The organism is Pontibacter sp. T17, from assembly GCF_057219875.1.
In genome coordinates this window covers 1,405,927-1,423,598 of record NZ_JBXVVW010000001.1, presented here as the reverse complement: position 1 = coordinate 1,423,598, position 17,672 = coordinate 1,405,927, and the positions used below count along the sequence as shown (strand labels likewise).

14 protein-coding genes are annotated in these 17,672 nt (G+C 55.4%); 8 read left to right on the top strand and 6 right to left on the bottom strand.

The window, feature by feature from the left end; genetic code table 11:
* Together AC2D8O_RS06285 and AC2D8O_RS06280 are read right to left on the bottom strand one after the other, a co-directional pair.
* Window positions 1-1,182, bottom strand: a complete 1,182-nt coding sequence (locus AC2D8O_RS06285) for a glycosyltransferase (RefSeq protein ID WP_484677944.1) — start codon at window positions 1,180-1,182, stop codon at window positions 1-3.
* On the bottom strand, window positions 1,179-2,198 hold the full coding sequence (locus tag AC2D8O_RS06280; RefSeq protein ID WP_484677943.1) for a lysylphosphatidylglycerol synthase domain-containing protein: 1,020 nt from the start codon (window positions 2,196-2,198) through the stop codon (window positions 1,179-1,181). The genes AC2D8O_RS06285 and AC2D8O_RS06280 overlap by 4 nt, the downstream gene beginning before the upstream one ends.
* A gap of 174 nt (window positions 2,199-2,372) precedes the next feature.
* Here AC2D8O_RS06280 and AC2D8O_RS06275 point away from each other — a divergent pair, with 174 nt between their 5' ends.
* The 3 genes from AC2D8O_RS06275 to ruvC are packed head-to-tail and all read left to right on the top strand — an operon-like array spanning window position 2,373 to window position 7,764.
* Window positions 2,373-6,668, top strand: a complete 4,296-nt coding sequence (locus AC2D8O_RS06275; protein WP_484677942.1) for a PAS domain S-box protein — start codon at window positions 2,373-2,375, stop codon at window positions 6,666-6,668.
* Window positions 6,669-6,676: 8 nt separating this feature from the next.
* Window positions 6,677-7,156, top strand: a complete 480-nt coding sequence (locus AC2D8O_RS06270) for a hypothetical protein (protein ID WP_484677941.1) — start codon at window positions 6,677-6,679, stop codon at window positions 7,154-7,156.
* Window positions 7,156-7,764, top strand: coding sequence for a crossover junction endodeoxyribonuclease RuvC (ruvC, locus tag AC2D8O_RS06265; RefSeq protein ID WP_484678276.1), 609 nt, complete (start codon window positions 7,156-7,158; stop codon window positions 7,762-7,764). The genes AC2D8O_RS06270 and ruvC overlap by 1 nt, the downstream gene beginning before the upstream one ends.
* A 51-nt stretch (window positions 7,765-7,815) precedes the next feature.
* Here the strand turns inward: ruvC and AC2D8O_RS06260 are convergent, their stop codons facing one another.
* From AC2D8O_RS06260 to rpsO, 3 genes are read right to left on the bottom strand one after another with little or no spacing between them, the layout of a single operon-like run.
* Window positions 7,816-8,811 carry a GDP-mannose 4,6-dehydratase gene (locus tag AC2D8O_RS06260; protein ID WP_484677940.1) on the bottom strand — a complete coding sequence of 332 codons (996 nt, stop codon included), beginning with the start codon at window positions 8,809-8,811 and terminating at the stop codon, window positions 7,816-7,818.
* 45 nt (window positions 8,812-8,856) lie between these two features.
* On the bottom strand, window positions 8,857-11,061 hold the full coding sequence (locus AC2D8O_RS06255) for a polyribonucleotide nucleotidyltransferase (protein ID WP_484677939.1): 2,205 nt from the start codon (window positions 11,059-11,061) through the stop codon (window positions 8,857-8,859).
* A gap of 14 nt (window positions 11,062-11,075) precedes the next feature.
* Entirely contained in the window at window positions 11,076-11,351 is a 276-nt protein-coding gene (gene rpsO / locus AC2D8O_RS06250; RefSeq protein WP_484677938.1) for a 30S ribosomal protein S15, read from the bottom strand.
* A gap of 348 nt (window positions 11,352-11,699) precedes the next feature.
* On the opposite strand from rpsO, the gene AC2D8O_RS06245 reads away from it, so the two are divergent.
* The 3 genes from AC2D8O_RS06245 to AC2D8O_RS06235 all read left to right on the top strand — a co-directional run bounded on the left by AC2D8O_RS06245 (window position 11,700) and on the right by AC2D8O_RS06235 (window position 15,093).
* Complete coding sequence (locus tag AC2D8O_RS06245) at window positions 11,700-13,094, top strand: response regulator (RefSeq protein WP_484677937.1); 1,395 nt, start codon at window positions 11,700-11,702, stop codon at window positions 13,092-13,094.
* A 69-nt stretch (window positions 13,095-13,163) separates the two neighbouring features.
* Window positions 13,164-14,090, top strand: a complete 927-nt coding sequence (locus tag AC2D8O_RS06240; RefSeq protein ID WP_484677936.1) for an NAD-dependent epimerase/dehydratase family protein — start codon at window positions 13,164-13,166, stop codon at window positions 14,088-14,090.
* Window positions 14,080-15,093 (top strand): M28 family peptidase, encoded by a 1,014-nt coding sequence (locus AC2D8O_RS06235; RefSeq protein ID WP_484677935.1) that lies wholly within the window; start codon window positions 14,080-14,082, stop codon window positions 15,091-15,093. Before AC2D8O_RS06240 ends, AC2D8O_RS06235 begins: the two co-directional genes overlap by 11 nt.
* Before the next feature lie 29 nt (window positions 15,094-15,122).
* On the opposite strand, the gene AC2D8O_RS06230 is transcribed toward AC2D8O_RS06235, so the two are convergent.
* Window positions 15,123-15,671, bottom strand: a complete 549-nt coding sequence (locus AC2D8O_RS06230; RefSeq protein ID WP_484677934.1) for a shikimate kinase — start codon at window positions 15,669-15,671, stop codon at window positions 15,123-15,125.
* Between the two features lie 336 nt (window positions 15,672-16,007).
* Here AC2D8O_RS06230 and cmk point away from each other — a divergent pair, with 336 nt between their 5' ends.
* On the top strand, window positions 16,008-16,700 hold the full coding sequence (gene cmk / locus AC2D8O_RS06225; RefSeq protein WP_484677933.1) for a (d)CMP kinase: 693 nt from the start codon (window positions 16,008-16,010) through the stop codon (window positions 16,698-16,700).
* Window positions 16,701-16,763: 63 nt separating this feature from the next.
* Window positions 16,764-17,666 carry a 4-hydroxy-3-methylbut-2-enyl diphosphate reductase gene (locus AC2D8O_RS06220; protein WP_484677932.1) on the top strand — a complete coding sequence of 301 codons (903 nt, stop codon included), beginning with the start codon at window positions 16,764-16,766 and terminating at the stop codon, window positions 17,664-17,666.
* Window positions 17,667-17,672: the final 6 nt, after the last annotated feature.

Here is a 17,672-nt window from a genome sequence, read left to right as displayed (position 1 = left end):
TCAGCGCACTTTCCGGCCCTTCCACTCATAGCCTTTGCTGAAGGTGCCCGCAATGCCGACCCACAGAACATAGGCCGCGTGTATGGGCTGTCCGAGTACAGCATAGTACAGATAGCGGCCCTGACCGAGGAAGGACAGGGCTGGGGCCAGTATGGCGGTATCAGCAATGATTTTCAGGAGGGCCTGCACCCCAAAAGCGATGCCACCCCACACAGGGGAAAATGGAATGAGTAACAGGGTTACTACCCAGCAGACCATCGCGAGGTAGGTGTTGACCTGCGCAAGCGTCATGGGCCAATTCCGATAGGCGCTGGCCTTGCTGACCCACCTGATACGCTGGGCACGAAGGTCTTCCCAAATACGAAGCGCCTGGGTTTCGACGATGGCGTCGGGGAGCAGGGCACAGTTGATGGGCCGGGGAGCAAAACCTTGCTTACCACGAAGGATGCGATGCATGCGATGCAGCAGCAGTTCGTCATCGCCAGAGGCCACATGGTCGATACCCTTGTATCCATCGACAGCCCCAAACGCACTGCGCCGAAAGGCCAGGTTACCACCATTGGCCATGGTAGGGGTGCCGGCAAGGATGGCCCCAGCGGCAAGTGCAACCATGCCTGCCGACTCAACGGCCTGAAGATTCTCGAAAGTGGAATTGCGCCGGGTGACCTTGCGGATGGGCCCCGCTACGGCAGCGATTCCAGGCTTCATCTGTGCCAGCATGGCCAGCAGCCAGCCAGGCTCGGCCCAGCAGTCTGCGTCGAGGGTGAAAATGACTTCGGCATCAGGTGCCTGTTCCATGCCCAATGCAAGAGCGCGCTTCTTGTGAGCGACAGACTGTGGGTCGTACGGCAGCTTGACGTATTGGATGCGGCCCGGGTGCTGTCTGCTAATGCCATCTACCACATTGCGGGTGCCGTCGTAGCTCTGGTCGTCGACCATAACGATGTCGAGGAGATCGGAGGGATAGTCTTGGTAGAGCACACTGCGCAAACACTTGCCGATGGTGGCAGCTTCGTTGCGGGCAGGTACAATGACGGCAACACGAGGGCGCCATTCGGTGGTTTGCCCTACGCTTCTGCGCCCATACCGGAATAGAATGGCATGCCACAACAGGTAAGTGGCGTAGCCCAACATAGGAAGCGAGAGCCCGGCAAACAGCCACAGCCAGAAGGAAGGCATCATGCGGCCACCTCCTCAGTTGGGACATCGGCCTGCCGGCCCAGCAAAAACAGCCCCAACAACGCGGGAATCAGGAGATTGACGATGAAAAGCCCAAGCGTTGCGTTGAAGGCCAGCACTGGCGGCACCAGCAGCCATCCAGCTACAGCCAAAGCCAGGGTTTCGCGTATACCGAGCTCGGCCAGAGCAATGGAGGGGATGAGGCTCTTGAGAAGAAAGAGCAGACCGCAAAACTGTAAAGCCAACGCAGGAGAAGAGGCGTTGTCATAAGCCTTGAGAAGCACCCAGAACTGTAGCACAAACACCAGGTAGCGCACAAAGCCGAGCAGTTGGAGGCCGTATAGCCGCCGCAGCTGAAACGTGCTGGCTGCCTCCAGATATGGGTTGACGAACCGCAGCAGGCGCCCAACAGTAAAGCGCAGCACACCCGCGATGATACCCGGATGCGTACCCAGGAGAACGACGATGGCTGTAGCTACCAGCAAGACACTGCCCAGAAGTGTCCAATAGGCGGGGCTTTCCAGACCGAATGGAAATGACGTTTTCTCTAAGGCCAAAGAAAAAGAGGCCATTGCCGCTCCAAATAGCGCCCCAGACAACTGTGCAAGCCGACAGACGAAAGTGGCCCAGCCCGCCGTGGCATGAAACTGAGCCGGCACTGGCCAAAGACGGCCAGCGTATTCCCCCAGACGACTGGGAGTGATGAAACCGAGGGTTTGTCCCACTAGAATAGACCGCCAAGCAGTCTTGATAGAAACCGCCAAATGCGGAGCCAATATATAACGCCACTTGACAGTTTCGAGCCCTAGATTGGGGATAACCAACAGGATAGCCAACAGAGCAAACCAAAGCGGGCCGGCAGTATCTATGGGGAACAGCGAGTGCCAGTTGTAAGTGTGGCTGGCGAGCTCGTGGTATGCGAAGGCAAGCAACAACACCGAGACCGCCAGACGAAAAGGCCACACCCATCGTTGGGAAACGGCACGGTAGGCCTGGCGCAAGGCGTTGGCATATCTCATTGGCCAAATATACGGTGGGGCGGCTGGCAGTTGAAGTCAGGTGGTTAACATGCCTCGTTCTGCGCAACACCAGCCTCTTGAAAACTGGCCTGCATGGCGCGCGGAAACGGGCTGGATTTACGTATTTTCGCCTAATTGGAGGGTGGGCATTTCTGCCCTGTCCAATCTGTGCACATGAAGCTAAGCGGAAAACTTAATTTGCTGCTGATACCAGTACTGCTGGCCCTGTTGCTGGGAGGCGCGGCGGGTATTTACTGGTCGGCGCTGGCGGGAAAACAGGACCGTCAGGAACTGGAGCGGGCCGTTACGGCACAGCAAACGCTGCAGGAGTTGGCGCATGCCGCCGATATCCGGATTGCACGGCTGCAGACGGCGCTGCTACAGGACACGCTACCCGAGCAACCAGGTACCGACACCGCAGAGCTTTCTCCACAGTATTATTTCAAGCAGTACCGGGAAAATTACCTGGCGGCCGCCAACGAACGTGCCGACCTGGATGAACTGGCACTGACACTGGACGAACTGGACCGCCTGAGCGTAGCCATCACTACCCGCCTGAGTGGCCCCAAGCAGGAGCCGGAGGCTGCGCTGGAAGCCCGCCTGAAAGATGCCACGGCATTGGATAAGCTGACCAAAGGCGTCACGCAACTGACCAACATGCTGGCCAAACCCCACGCACAGACCGCACAGACTGTACGCAGCCGGGTCAATGGCTTCAACCTTCCAGGGGTAATAGTTATCGGGATTCTGACATTGGTTGGGGTGCTGTTCACAGTAATATCGCTGTTGAGTCTGAAATCGACACTGGCGCAGCCCCTGAGCCGAATGGTGGAACGCATTCAAGACGGCCAACCCCATCCGGAGAGCGACAGTGAACTGGGGCAGATTGGCAGTCATCTGAATTATGTACAGCAGCGCGACGCACGCCTGCGCCATACACTGGAGCGCATAGCCGAAGGCGATCTGCTGCCCAACTTCGATAAGACACAGTATGAGGAATCGGTTGCCATTGCGTTGGCAACCATCACCCGAAAACTGGATGAGCTGAGCGAGAGCAAGCGCCATTTGGAGTCGGACGTAAACCGGCAGAAACAACTGGCCAGTGAAGCAGAGAAAAAAGCTGCATTGGCAGCCTCGGAGCTATCACACGCCAAAGCCAAGCTATCGGCTGTAGAGAGCACCCTGGCAATTGCTGAACTGGACGACAGCGGGAAGCTGGTCTATGCCGACCGTGTGTTCAGTCAGTTAACTGGTTACACCTCAGACGAACTGAAAGGGCGTGACTATGCCTTACTGGCAACAGGCAGCCATGAAGGAGAAATGCTTTCGAGCATTCTGAGCTCGGTGCGCGGGGGCAAAACCTGGTATGGGGTGATGCAGAACCAGAACAAACAGGGCGGCACTTTCTGGCTGGCCAGCGCCATCACGCCGTTAGCAACCAACGGAGATGGCAAACAGAAGTACCTGCTGGCTGGTTATGAGATATCGACGCTGAAGCACCAGGAAAGCGAACTGCGCCGCAGCCTGCAAACGGTATCGGACGACCTGGAGAAGTACAAAACCAGCATCAGCCGCTTGCAGAACGAGCAGCAAAGTCTGGTAACGAACTTCCAGAGCCAGAAGCAGCTGGAGTATCGCCTGATGCAGCAGCAGAGCGCTCTGCAGGAACTGACCCGCAATGCCGACCTGAAAGAGGGCAATGTCCGCGAGGCCCTGCGCAGCGTAACCGAAACGACCGCCTATGCCCTGGACGAAGAACGTGTAGGCCTGTGGCTGTTTATCGAAAACGGTGGCCGCCTACGCTGCCTCGACCTGTATGAGCGCACTACACTGCGTCACTATGACAGCACCGAACTGCGCCGCGACGCCTACACGCCTTTCTTCACGGCCATAGATCAAGAAGGCGTGCTGGCAGTGGAACAGGCCCTGACCGATGGCCGCACCGATGTGCTGGCCGATCCGTATCTGAAACCTGCTGGTGTGCAATCGCTGCTTTCAGCGCCGATTCACCTGGGTGGTGGCATAGTGGGCGCATTGATGGTGGAACGTGTGGGCGAACCCCGCTCATGGACACTGGATGAGCAGAATTTTGTGATGTCGGTAGCGGATGTGGTGTCGCTGGCGCTGGAGCAGGGCAACCGCCGCGTGATGGAGGAAGAGCTGCGGATGACGCTGGAAGAAAGCCAGGCACTGGAAGAAGAGTTGCGCCAGAATGCGGAAGAAATCGAGGCTACCAATGAGGAGATGCGGCGCACACAGGCCGAGCTTCGTGGCCAGATATCGGCGCTGAATAACGCCGCCATTGTGTCGGAAACGAACCCCGCGGGGCTCATCACCTATGCCAATGCTGAGTTTGCCAAACTATATGGGTATGAAAAGGCTGAGGTGCTGGGCCAAAACCACAGCATACTGAAATCGGGCCACCACCCGCCTGCCTTCTTCCACCACCTGTGGACGGCCATTTCGGCGGGCAAGGTGTGGAAAGGCGAAATCAAGAACAAAGCACGCAACGGCAGCGACCTGTGGGTACTGCTCACCATTACGCCAGTAATGGGCATTGATGGCAAGCCCTACAAGTTCATTGGGGTAGGTTTCAACATCACGGCGCAGAAGCTACAGGAAGAGCAGATAAAAGCAGCACTGGACGTAGCCCAGCAACAGCAGGATATGCTGCGCCAGAACGCCGAAGAGCTGGAGTATGCCAACGACGAGATGCGTCGTACCCAGATAGAACTGGCGGGCCAAATCAACGCGCTGAACAACAGCTCGATGGTATATGAGACGGACATGGAAGGCAACATCACGTATGTGAATGAAGAGTTGCTGGAAGTGACGGGCTTCAGCCGCGAGGACTTGATTGGGCACCGGTACACGATCATCAAATCGGGCCGACAGCCCGACTCGCTCTATCAGGAGCAGTGGCGCACCGTGCTGAATGGCAAAATCTGGCGTGGCGAGCTGGAGAAGAAGAACAAGAAAGGCGAATACATCTGGGTGATGGTGACCAATACCCCGGTGTTGGACAGCAGTGGTGAGCCCATCAAGTCGATCAACGTGATGTTCGACGTGACGGCGCAGAAGTTGCAGGAATTCCGCCTGAAGAAGCAGCAGTCGTCGCTATTGGAACTGACGTCGAATGAGTCGGTGAAAGAAGGCCGGGTGGAAGAGGCCTTTGAACTGATAACGCGGGTTGGCTCAGACACGCTGCATACCAGCCGTGCCGCCATCTGGCTGTATGAAGACGGCGGCACCACCATCCGGTGTGTTGCCACCTATCCAACTGAGGGCCACCCTCATACAGTTGGCACCACGCTGGACAAAGAACTGTTCCCGGTCTATTTCCGCACCCTGGAGCGCGACCGCATCATCGCAGCCAACGATGCGGCCATCGACCCACGAACACGCGAGCTGGCACAGTCGCTGCTGAGCGCCAATGGCATTTCAGCGGTGCTGGATGCCTCCATCCGACAGGGCGGCAAAACAGTGGGCGTTATCAGCTTTGAGCACCGCGAAACAGCGCGTATCTGGACGCTGGATGAGCAGTCGTTCGCGACATCACTGGCCGACACCGTAAGTCTGGTACTGGAACAGAAGGAGCGCCTGCTGACCGATAAGCTGAAACTGGCTTACACGCAGCTGGAAGAGAAATCGCTGGAAGTACAACAGCAGAAAGCGGCTATTGAAGAGCAAGCACAGTTCCTGACGGAGTCGATCAAGTACGCCAAGCGTATTCAGACGAACATCCTACCGGCCAAGGAATTCATAGAAGCGCACATCCCGAACTTCTTCATTGTCTACCGCCCAAGGGATATCGTCGGTGGCGACTTCTACTGGTTTGCGGCACAAGGCAGCAAGAAGGTCATTGTTGTAGCCGACGGTACAGGCCACGGCGTACCCGGGGCCTTCCTGACACTGATTGGGTATCTGTTGCTGAACCAGATTGTGAACGAGAAGGGGATTACACGGCCTGCTGACATCCTTTATCACCTGCACATTGGCGTACGTACGGCCCTGAAGCAGGATGAAGAGGGCAGCGAGAGCCGTGATGGTATGGACGTTACCATCGTGACACTGGATACCGCCACCAACATGGCCCAGTTTGCTGGCGCGAACCTGCCGTTCAACTACTATCAGGATTGGGAACTGCATGTTATCAAGCCGGACAAGTATTCGATTGGTGGCGAGCAGATGGAGGAAGAGCGTGTGTTCACCAACCACGAGATACAACTGAAGCCGGGCGACGGTATTTATCTGTACACCGACGGCTTTGTAGATCAGCTGGGCGGCCCTGATGAGAAACGCTTCTCGACACGACGCTTCCGCGACCTTGTACTGCGTACCCAGCACGAAAGCATGGCAACCCAGCGTGCGCTCGTAAACCTGGAGTGGAAAGAGTGGAAAGATGACCGCGAGCAGCTGGACGACGTTACAGTGTTCGGTATGCGCATCGAAGAATCATACCCCAGCTGATAACTCCCATGAACACCAGCCTGGAAAGCCTGATCACCATCGTTATATGGGTCGCAGCGGGTCTTCTGGGCCTCGTTCTGCTACGGAGGTGGCTGCGCAATAAAAGCGGGAGCGCCTCCCCTATCAAAGTTCCGCCGCCGATAGCGGCAATAGCGCCCTCCAAAATGCTGGAAATACGGTCGGCGATGGAGAGGCACCAGTATATAGAGGCCCTGAAGCTGTACAAAGATGCAAGCGGTCAGGGCTTGAAGGAAAGCCGAGATGCTTTGAACTATCTGATGAAGAATAACTGGCAATTGCCTGCGACCGCAAGCACTGTTTATCCTTCTGCAACTGCAGATACTGCCAGCATGTCACAAGTGGAAGTGCTGATACAGCAAAACCGCTTGATTGACGCCATCAAGATGTATCGCGAATTGACCGACTGCGACCTGAAGACTGCAAAAGATGCAGTAGAAGCAATGGCTGCCAACCAGCAGCAGCGGTGATGGGCAAAACGACAGCAGAAACCGACCGTATTATCCTGGGGATAGACCCTGGAACAGCGGTAACCGGCTATGGCCTCATACACCACACAGGGAAAGGGTTGGCACTGCTAGCGCATGGGGTAATCCAATTGCAGAAAACAGGGTTATCACATCCACTGAGGCTGAAGAAAATTCTGCTTGGAACGCTGGGCCTTATCGATGAGTTCAAGCCAGACGAAGTGGCTGTAGAAGCCCCGTTTCATGGAGAGAATGTACAGTCGATGCTGAAACTGGGACGAGCACAAGGAGTAATCATGGCGGCGGCCATGCTGCGCGATCTGCCTGTAACAGAATACGCGCCCAGTAAAGTGAAACAAGCCGTTACCGGCAACGGAGCTGCAAGCAAGCAGCAGGTGGCGGCCATGTTGGCCAGTCTGTTGCCAGAACTCAAAGCCCTACCCAACGACAAGCCGCTGGATGCAACTGACGCGCTGGCAGTGGCGATGTGCCATTATCTACAGGGAAACCCCAGCCTGCCAAAATCGGCTTTTGTCTCCAGTAGTAAAAGGGGGGGCAAACAAGGGAGCTGGGCAGCCTTTGCGGATCAGAATCCTGATCGTATCAAATGAGAAAAGCCCTCATCTGAGGGCTTTTCCGTACTAACCGTTTGTATCTGATGGTTATGACTGCACCAGCTTTGCGCGGTGATAGTCAATGACATCATTGAGAATCATATCGAGGTCGTACTCGATTTCGAAGCCTACAGCGTTCTTCAGCTTGGAAATATCGGCGGTGCGACGGTCCATGTCTTCAAATCCCTTACCGTATGCCTCTTCGTAGCTGATATACTTCAGGTTGGAAGTGCTGCCGGAAAGAGCGATGACGCGTTGTGCTAACTGCTCAATGGTAACTTCAAAAGGATTGCCCACGTTGAAAACCTGACCGATTCCCTTGCCTGTATCCATCAAAGCCGTGATAGCCCGCAGCACATCATTCACGTGCATGAATGAGCGTTTCTGCTTGCCACTACCGAAGATGACGATGTCTTCGTTGCGGACGGCTTTCTGCACAAAGTTGGGGATCACCATGCCATAAAGCGACAACTGGCGAGGACCAACCGTGTTGAAGAAACGCACGACAACTACTTCGGTACCAAACTCCTTGTGATAAGCGAGGCTGAGAAACTCGTCCATCGCCTTGGTGTTGGCATAGGCCCAACGGTGGTTCATGGTAGAACCTTCGACGCGGTAGTCTTCTTCCTTGAGCTTCCGCACTCCGGTAGGATCCAGGAGGTCAAGGCTTTTACCGTAGACTTCACTGGTAGATGCTACCATCACCCGCTTACGGTACTTATTGGACAATTCGAGCACTACATCAATCCCCCGGATATTGTCCAGAATGGTAATGACGGGATTATCCATGATGTACTTCACGCCGACGGGTGCAGCGAGATGATACACATGGTCGGCCCACTGAATGTGGGGCTCGAGAAAAGCTTTGTCGGTAACGGTGTGTTTGTGGAACGTGTAGTTGGGGTTCGATTCGAACAACTTCACGTTGTCGATACTGCCCGTCACCAGGGTATCGACGACCACAACTTTATCGCCACGCTCCAACAGTTTGGCTACCAGATTGGAGCCGATAAAGCCAGCACCTCCCGTAACAAGTACGTTCATGCGAAGTAAGTGGGTGATTTAGAGCAGGTTGATCAGAAAGAGAGACTATCGACGTCCACGGAAGCCGCCACGATCACCACGATCGCCACGGTCACCCCAGTCGCGCGGGGGGCGGGGCGGACGCTCTTCGTAACCCTCAGGCTTGGGCAAAAGTGCCTTGCGGCTGAGGCGAAGACGACCGTTCTTGGGATCGGGCCCAATGTACAGGACAGGAAACTCCTCGCCTACTTCCAGTGTGCCTTCCATCTTCTCGATGCGGGCATAGCTGATTTCAGAGATGTGGAGCCAGCCTTCCTTACCCCCCATAAACTCCATGACTGCACCCGCTTCCTTGAGGAACTTGACACGAGCCATGTAGGTCTCGCCTTCGATAGGATCTTCTACAATACCACGAACACGAGCGTAAGCAGCCTCCAGCGCCGACTTGTTCGCAGAAGCGATGGTAACCAGCCCCTTGCCACCTTCTTCTTCGATGGTGATGGTAGTGCCGGTGGTGCGCTGGATTTCCTGGATGACCTTACCACCAGAACCGATAACCGCACCGATTTTGTCGGAAGGAATATCGAACTTAAGGAGGCGGGGGGCATACTGGCTGATGTCGGGACGAGCCTCAGAGATGGTTTCCATCATTTTGCTGAGGATATGCTCGCGGCCAGCCTTGGCTTGCATCAGTGCTTTTTCGAGCACCTCGAAGTTCAGGCCCCGCAACTTGATGTCCATCTGGCAGGCGGTGAGGCCATTGATGGTGCCACAGGTCTTGAAGTCCATGTCGCCAAGGTGGTCTTCGTCGCCGAGGATGTCGGAGAGGATAGCGTACTTGTCGCCTTCCACGATGAGACCCATCGCAATGCCGGAAGCGGGACGCTTGAGAGGAATACCGGCGTCGAGCAGTGCCATGGTTCCTGCGCACACAGTAGCCATTGAGCTGGAGCCGTTGCTCTCAAGGATGTCTGATACCACGCGAATGGTATATTCTACATCGCTGGGAACGAGAACCTTCAGCGCGCGCTCGGCAAGGTTGCCGTGGCCCATTTCGCGACGGCTTGGACCCCGTTGCGGCTTCACTTCACCCGTAGAGAAAGAGGGGAAGTTGTACTGAAGCATGAAACGCTTGGAGCCTTCATTGGTAGCGTAGTCGATGGTTTGTTCATCGAGCTTGGAGCCAAGGGTCACGGTAGTGAGACTCTGGGTCTCGCCACGTGTGAAGATTGCGCTGCCGTGTGCACGGGGCAGGTAGCCGACTTCGCACCAGATGGGGCGGATTTCGTCGGTACGGCGACCATCAAGGCGCTTGGCGTCGTCCAATATCATGCTGCGCATGACATCGTACTGCACCATATCGTACTCAGCCTTAATGGCACGGACTTTATCTTCGGTTGTCCACTCAGGATTTTCTTCTGCCAGCTTGGCTACGATTTCATCCTTGAGAGCCTTGAAGGCATCGCTGCGCACCTGCTTCTCGGCAGGGGTGTAGGTGATTTCCTTGACACGGGCGGTAGCAAGTTCACGAACGCGGGCAATGAGCGCCTCGTCCTTGACTGGCTTGGAGTACTCGCGGGTCTTCTTGCCGACTTTGGCGCGAAGACTCAACTGTACCTGATTGATTTTCTTGATCCACTCGTGCGCAACCTTGATAGCGCCGAGGAATTCTTCTTCAGACACTTCCTGCATCTCCCCTTCGACCATGACGATGCTGGTCATGGTACCGGAGATCATGAGGTCCATTCGGGTGCCTTCGAGGTCAGAGACCTTGGGGTTGATGATGTACTTACCGTCCTTGTAGCCGACGCGCACTGAAGACACGGGGTCGGGGAAGGGGAGGTCAGAGCACATGATTGCGCAGGAGGCGGCGATGGTAGCCAGGTGATCACCCTGGGTATCGCGGTCACTGCTGATGAGCGAGACAATAACCTGGGTGTCTGCGTGGTAATCTTCCGGGAAGAGTGGACGCAGGGCACGGTCTACCAGACGGGAGGTCAGGATTTCGTACTCGTTAAGTCGGCCGTCGCGCTTGAAGAAGCCCCCGGGGAATTTACCCGTAGCAGCATACTTCTCCTGGTAGTCAACGGTGAGTGGGAGAAAATCGACTTTAGGATCGATTTCTTTCTTGGCTACAACGGTAGCCAGCAGCATTGTATCGCCCTGCTTGAGAACAACAGAGCCGTCTGCCTGGCGGGCAAGACGGCCTGTTTCAATATGCAATACGCTGCCATCCTCCCATTGGAGGGTTTCGGTGTGAACTCCTGTCATGGCAGTGGAGTGGCTTAGCGGCGGATGCCGAGTTCCTTAATGATAGCGCGGTAGCGCTCAATGTCGGTCTTGGCGAGATAAGCCAACAGCTTGCGACGCTTACCAACGAGACGCAACAGACCGGTCTGCGTAGCCTTATCCTTTGGGGAGGCCTTGAGGTGCTCGGTCAGATGGTTGATGCGATGAGAAAACAGCGCGATCTGAGACTCTGGCGAACCCGTGTCCTTGGCGTTTTTGTTGGGGCTGTACTGGCTAAAAATGCCTGCCTTCACTTGCGGGTTGAGGTACATTTTCCTAGCTTCCTATTACTGTAACGGCTGCAAAGTTAGCGACTTTGACGGCACATACAACCTTTTGACAATAAATATCGAGGTCCCGGCCGAGAGGCGAACAGCATGCGCCGGAACCGGCTCTAGCCAAAAAGGGGTACGCGGTATTTTAAGTTTTTCTAAAAATACATAGGGCTTTTTACGCAGTAGCCTCACGTAAAGCCAGTATTTTTCGGAAATAGAAACCTGCGTAACACCCAACTGGTACAGTATTTCGCTATCTAGTAGGTGCAAAAAACCCTTGTTTAGGTTCAGTCAATCCAATTGGGCCAAACGCCCAACGCACGTACGCACCTCCCCCAATCCGCTATGTCGTCGCCTCGAGTCATGATTGTAGAAGATGAGGTGCTGATAGCCGAGACCGTCCGGACCAAGCTCCTGAAACTCGGCTACCAGATCGCAGGCATGGCTATGTCGGGCGAGGAGGCCTTGTCGATTGTAGGGGTTGCGCGTCCTGACGTGATTCTGATGGACATACGCCTGGCAGGCGATCTGGATGGGATTCAGACGGCCGAAAAAATCAGAGAGCAGGTGCACGTACCTGTGATTTTTGTGACGGCTTACTCGGACGATGAGACGATAGCCCGGGTGAAGCGTTGCAGCCCCTACGGCTACATCATCAAGCCCTTTCAGCTGAATGACCTGCGCACAAACATAGAGTTGGCTCTGTACCGTTTTAATGTAGAGCAGCAACAGCGGATGCGTCAGCAGCAACTGATGCAGGCCATGCGCTATGTAGGTGATGCGGTGGTGGTAGTGGAACCCGATGGGCTGATTTCATTCTGTAACCCGAATGCAGAGGCGGTGCTGTCGTCGTCGCACGACCAACTTCTGGGCACTTCCTACAAGCAGATTATCAAACTGGAGTACCCAGTTGGCACGGCTCCACTGGACCCCCTCGCACACATACTCAATACTGGCCGGCAACTGGAATTACCCCCTGGCGTGACGCTGATAAACCTAGGCGAACGGGTGGTTCCGATACAGGGTTTTTTTACACCAGTGGGTGATACCGTGACGGGGATTTCTGGTATGCTATTCGTCTTCCGCGAGACTGAGCCAAGCCAGGCAACGATGTCATCTGAAATTGTGTCGGACCTGTTCCTGTTGCAGCATAAGGCGCAGAAAGAACTGGCACACAACCTGCACGAAGGATTGGGGCAGGTGCTGTCGGCAGCCAAGATGAACCTCGAAAGCCTGAACCTGCAGGACCAGAATTCGGCGCCCAATCTGGAAATCAGCAAGAATCTGTTGGATGAAGCTGTGAGCCGCGTGCGCAAACTGACGCAAAGCGTGATGCCCGCGATGCTGAATGACTTTGGCTTGATACCTGCGCTGGAAGGCTACCTGAAGCGGACCGCGAAAGAAGCAGGGGTAGAGATTCACTTTGTTCCCCCCCATCTGACCGACCGTCTGCCAGCCGCCACCGAATTTCACCTGTTCAAACTGATACAGGAATTTGTGAGCCATGCGCTGGTACACCTACGAGGGAAAGTGCTGACCATTGCGCTGCACAGCGAGGCTGCTGGCGACCTGGAGGTGCATCTCTCTGTGAAAGCACCCGCCGGGCTGTATGCCTACACTGAGGAAGACCTGATGCACAATGAGCTTTCGGACGCCATTGCCCGCGTAAAACTGCTGGGCGGCGCCATTGTGCTGGACGGCGGGTTACATCTTCAATTTCAGGCACTTCAGTCGGCCTGAAGCCCTGTCACCATCAAAAGGTTCAACTGCGGTTAATGCAGACTCCATCTGTAGTGTCTATCTTTCGGCATGAAAATCCTAGTCACTGGGGGAGCAGGCTTCATAGGCTCTCATTTGAGCGCCGCGCTTACCACTCAAGGGCATCAGGTGCATGTGTTGGATGACCTAAGCTCTGGCTTTGTTCACAACCTACCGGCAGGTGCTGTTTTTCATCAACTGAGTATTCTATCACCAGAGGCGGCGTCAGTCATCGAACAGGAAAAATTCGATGTAGTCTACCACCTGGCCGCACAGATAGATGTGCGTAAGTCGGTAACAGACCCTGGGTTTGACGCGAACCTGAATATCATAGGCAGCCTTAACCTGCTGGAAGCCTGCCGGAAAGCCGGAGTAAAGAAGTTCATCTTTGCGAGCAGCGGTGGCGCAGCTTATGGCGAACAAGACTACTTCCCTGCCGACGAGAACCACCCAATCAGGCCCCTGTCGCCATATGGTATTACCAAAGTAACTGTAGAGCGCTACCTATATTATTACCAGCATGAATATGGCTTGGAATATGTGGCTTTGCGATATGGCAATGTTTATGGGCCGCGTCAGAACCCCCACGGGGAGGCTGGTGTGATAGCCATTTTTGCCAAGAAGGTGCTGAGAGGTGAGCAGCCTGTCATCAACGGCGATGGCGGCCAGACGCGCGACTATGTTTTTGTAGCCGATGTGGTGGAAGCAAACCTGAAAGCCCTGACTTTTGCAGGGTCTGGAGCATTCAACGTAGGGACAGGGCAGGAAACCGATGTGACCACCCTTTTCCGGATCGTGAACGCCCGTTATGGCAACCGTTGCGCGGAAGTGTATGGCCCCGCCAAAGCAGGGGAACAGCGCCGAAGCGTACTGAACAACCAACTGGCGAAGGATCAGCTTGGCTGGACACCCGCCTACACTCTGGAGGATGGAATGCGCTTGACACTGGACTGGTTTGCTGAACACTATGCACATTAGAACCTTACTGCTGCCAGTGGCAGCTCTGCTGCTGACAGCCAGCGCGTGCAGTGAAAACGGGCAAAAGCCCGCAACTGCTGCCTATACCCCACCCCCACTGGCAGCACGTCCGGCCTTCAATCCGGATTCGGCTTACTCATTCGTAGAAAAGCAGGTGGCATTTGGCCCCCGCATACCCGGCACTGCCGCGCACCTGAAAATGGGTGACTGGCTCATTGCCAAACTGAAAAGCTATGGCCTGACGGTGAGGGAGCAGAAAGTAAAGACCCCTTCGGCCATTGGGGTGGTAAACGTGCGGAACATTATTGCCAGCTGGCACCCGGAGCGCAAGGACCGAGTGATGCTGAGCGCGCACTACGACACCCGCCCCCGTGCCGACCGCGATGCAGACCCGGCCAAGCAACGCCTACCCTTCGATGGAGCCAATGACGGTGCCAGCGGTGTGGGCGTGTTGATAGAGTTGGCCCGTGGCTTTGCCCTCCAGGATCCAGGTGTTGGGATAGACCTGGTATTCTGGGACATGGAAGACCTGGGCGAATCGAATGTGGAGAACAGCTACTGCATTGGATCTCAGTACTGGGCAAAAAACCCCCACCAAGCAGGCTATACCGCCCGTTTTGGCATTCTGCTGGACATGGTAGGTGCCGAAGGTGCCCAGTTTACACAGGAAGGCATCAGCAAGCAGTTTGCCCAGAACGTACTGGACCGCGTGTGGCAGACGGCACATCGCATTGGTCATGGGCAATACTTTGTGTTTGCACCTGACACCGAAATCATCGACGACCACCTGTACGTGAACCGCGACCAGCGAATCCCGACTATCGATATCATTCACCGGGATCTGGTTTCGGGCGACTTTTTCCCCCATCACCACCGCAGCAGCGACAACCTGCAACAGATACGAAAGCCGGTTCTACAGGCTGTGGGTGAAACTGTAGCCCAAGTGGTGTATGACGAAGGGGCAACGCTGACAAAAACACCAGCCCCTGCTACTGGAAAGTAATGTGTGAAAGTGCCCTGCGGGGCACTTTTTCATTTGTGCCCCTGAAGGTGGAGATGAGCGCGGACCGACCGCTGGAGGTCGTCAGCAGAGAGGCGCCGGCCATGCAGCCGTATGTGAGCCTGGCTGTAGAATGGGCGACGGGCGGTGTTGAGGGCGGCGAGTTTCTGATACAATGCTTCGCGGGGGTTTGGTTCATGCTGAACAGATGCCAGTAACGGCCTGACAGTAGCCGCCCCCATGAGCCGGTCTGTGAGCTCGGCCAGCGGGACATCAAGCCAGAGCACAAGGCCGGACGCACGCAGCAACTCGAGGTTGTTGTGGAAACAGGGGAGCCCCCCACCACAGGAGATGATGCCGACCGCGCTGGCAGCCAGGCTGACCAGAGTGTCGTGTTCATACTGGCGGAAAATTGACTCGCCCTGCTGGAAAAGCTGGGGAATGGAGCTGCCCGCCTGCTGCTCGATGAGGGTGTCGGTATCGAGGAAAGGTGCCCCGTAGCGCTCTGCCAGTTCTTTGCCCAAGGTAGACTTTCCAGAGCCGGGCAATCCGATAAGATAGACGCGGTCAGGAAGCTTCATTTCTGTGGCAGACGGAAAGGGTAATACACACAATATGCACAGGCTTATCCACTTAACAAAAGTGCTCCATGGAACAACTTTGTGATTTATCCACGTGAAACACAATTAAACCAAAGCTTATATGTTGACTGCATAAATCATTTTATATCAATTATTTAAACTAAAAATGAAACAGGCCGTGAAACACTGTGTTCATATTTTTTCCATAGATGTGGATTGTTCCACGGCAAGTTAATCCACACACCACAAAAAGCAGTGCCCTCCGGGCTGCCGAGCGGAACATCTGCTTATTTTTGTGGGGCCGCAGGTACACCCCAAGTCCGGCGGCCCCAACCCGTGCGTAGAATCAACATTGCCCTGGACGGTTACGCTGGTTGCGGAAAAAGCACCACTGCCAAGGGAGTAGCCGCCCGTCTCGGCTACATCTTCATCGACACAGGATCCATGTACCGGGCGTTTACGCTCTACTGTATCCGGCAAAACATTTCCTATCAGGATCTTCCGGCGGTAATTGCTGGCCTGGCTCAAACCGAGATTAGTTTCAGGCTGTCGGAAGATGGTCTGCGCCGCACGCTGCTGAACGGCGAAGATGTTTCTGAGGCCATTCGCTCGATGGAAGTATCGGCGCTGGTGAGCGAAGTAGCGGCGATTAAGGAAGTACGGGTAAAAATGGTGGAGCAGCAGCGTCGGATGGGCGAAGACCGTGGCGTAGTGATGGATGGCCGCGACATTGGTACCGTAGTGTTTCCGGATGCCGAGTTGAAGGTGTTTATGACGGCCTCGCTGGATGCCCGCGTGAGCCGCCGCCGTGAAGAACTTGAGCGCCTGGGGCAGCCTGCCAACGAAGAAGACCTGAAGCGCAACCTGTTACACCGCGACGAGATAGACACGACCCGTGCGGAGTCGCCGCTGCGCCGTGCAGAAGACGCCCGCCTGCTGGACACCACCCACATGACCATAGACCAGCAGATAGACCTGGTATGCCGATGGGCGCAGGAAATCATAGAACTGACGCCTGCCCACCGCTGAACGCCGAACATTCTCACCGTTCTTTCCGTTATTCAGGCGTATTTTGTGTAATTCCTTTCACGCATGATGACAGCCGACTCCCCTCGCCTACTAACCGTAGAGATAGACCAGAACTCGGGCTTCTGCTTCGGTGTGGTGTATGCCATTGAAATGGCCGAGGATTTTCTGGCTGAGAATGACACACTGTATTGCCTGGGCGACATTGTTCACAACGACGAGGAGGTCGCACGGCTGAAAGCAAAAGGCCTTCAGATTATCAACCACGATGACCTGAGACAACTGCGCGACACGACGGTACTGATTCGTGCCCACGGCGAGCCTCCCGAAACCTACCTGACAGCGCTGGAGCGAAACATTACGCTGGTGGATGCTTCGTGCCCGGTAGTACTGAAGTTGCAGAACCGTGTACGTGGCGCCGTAGACGAGGAAACACAGATTATCATTTATGGCAAGGAAGGCCATGCCGAAGTGAATGGTCTAGTGGGCCAGACCCGCGGAAAAGCACTGGTGATCAGCGGGATGGAAGACCTGGACAAGCTGGATTATTCCCGGCCGATTCAGCTGTTCAGCCAGACGACGAAGAGCACCGATAAGTTCTACACGCTCAAGGCTGAAATTGAGCGCCGTATCGCAGCCCACGCAGAGCAGCAGGCTTTCAAAGCCAACGACACCATCTGCCGTCAGGTGAGCAACCGCGAACCACAACTGCGTGAGTTTGCTCCTAAGTATGACGTAGTGGTGTTTGTGTCGGGCAAAAAGAGCTCGAATGGCAAGGTGCTGTACGAGGTATGCAAAAGCGTGAACCCGCGGACACACTTTGTTTCATCAGCTGCCGAACTCGACGCCTCGTGGTTTGACGATGCTGCCACCGTAGGCATCTGTGGAGCCACTTCCACGCCGATGTGGCTGATGGAAGAAGTACGGAATGCGATTCTTCAGGGCGCATTTCCGGCGGTTGCCTCCTGAGACTGA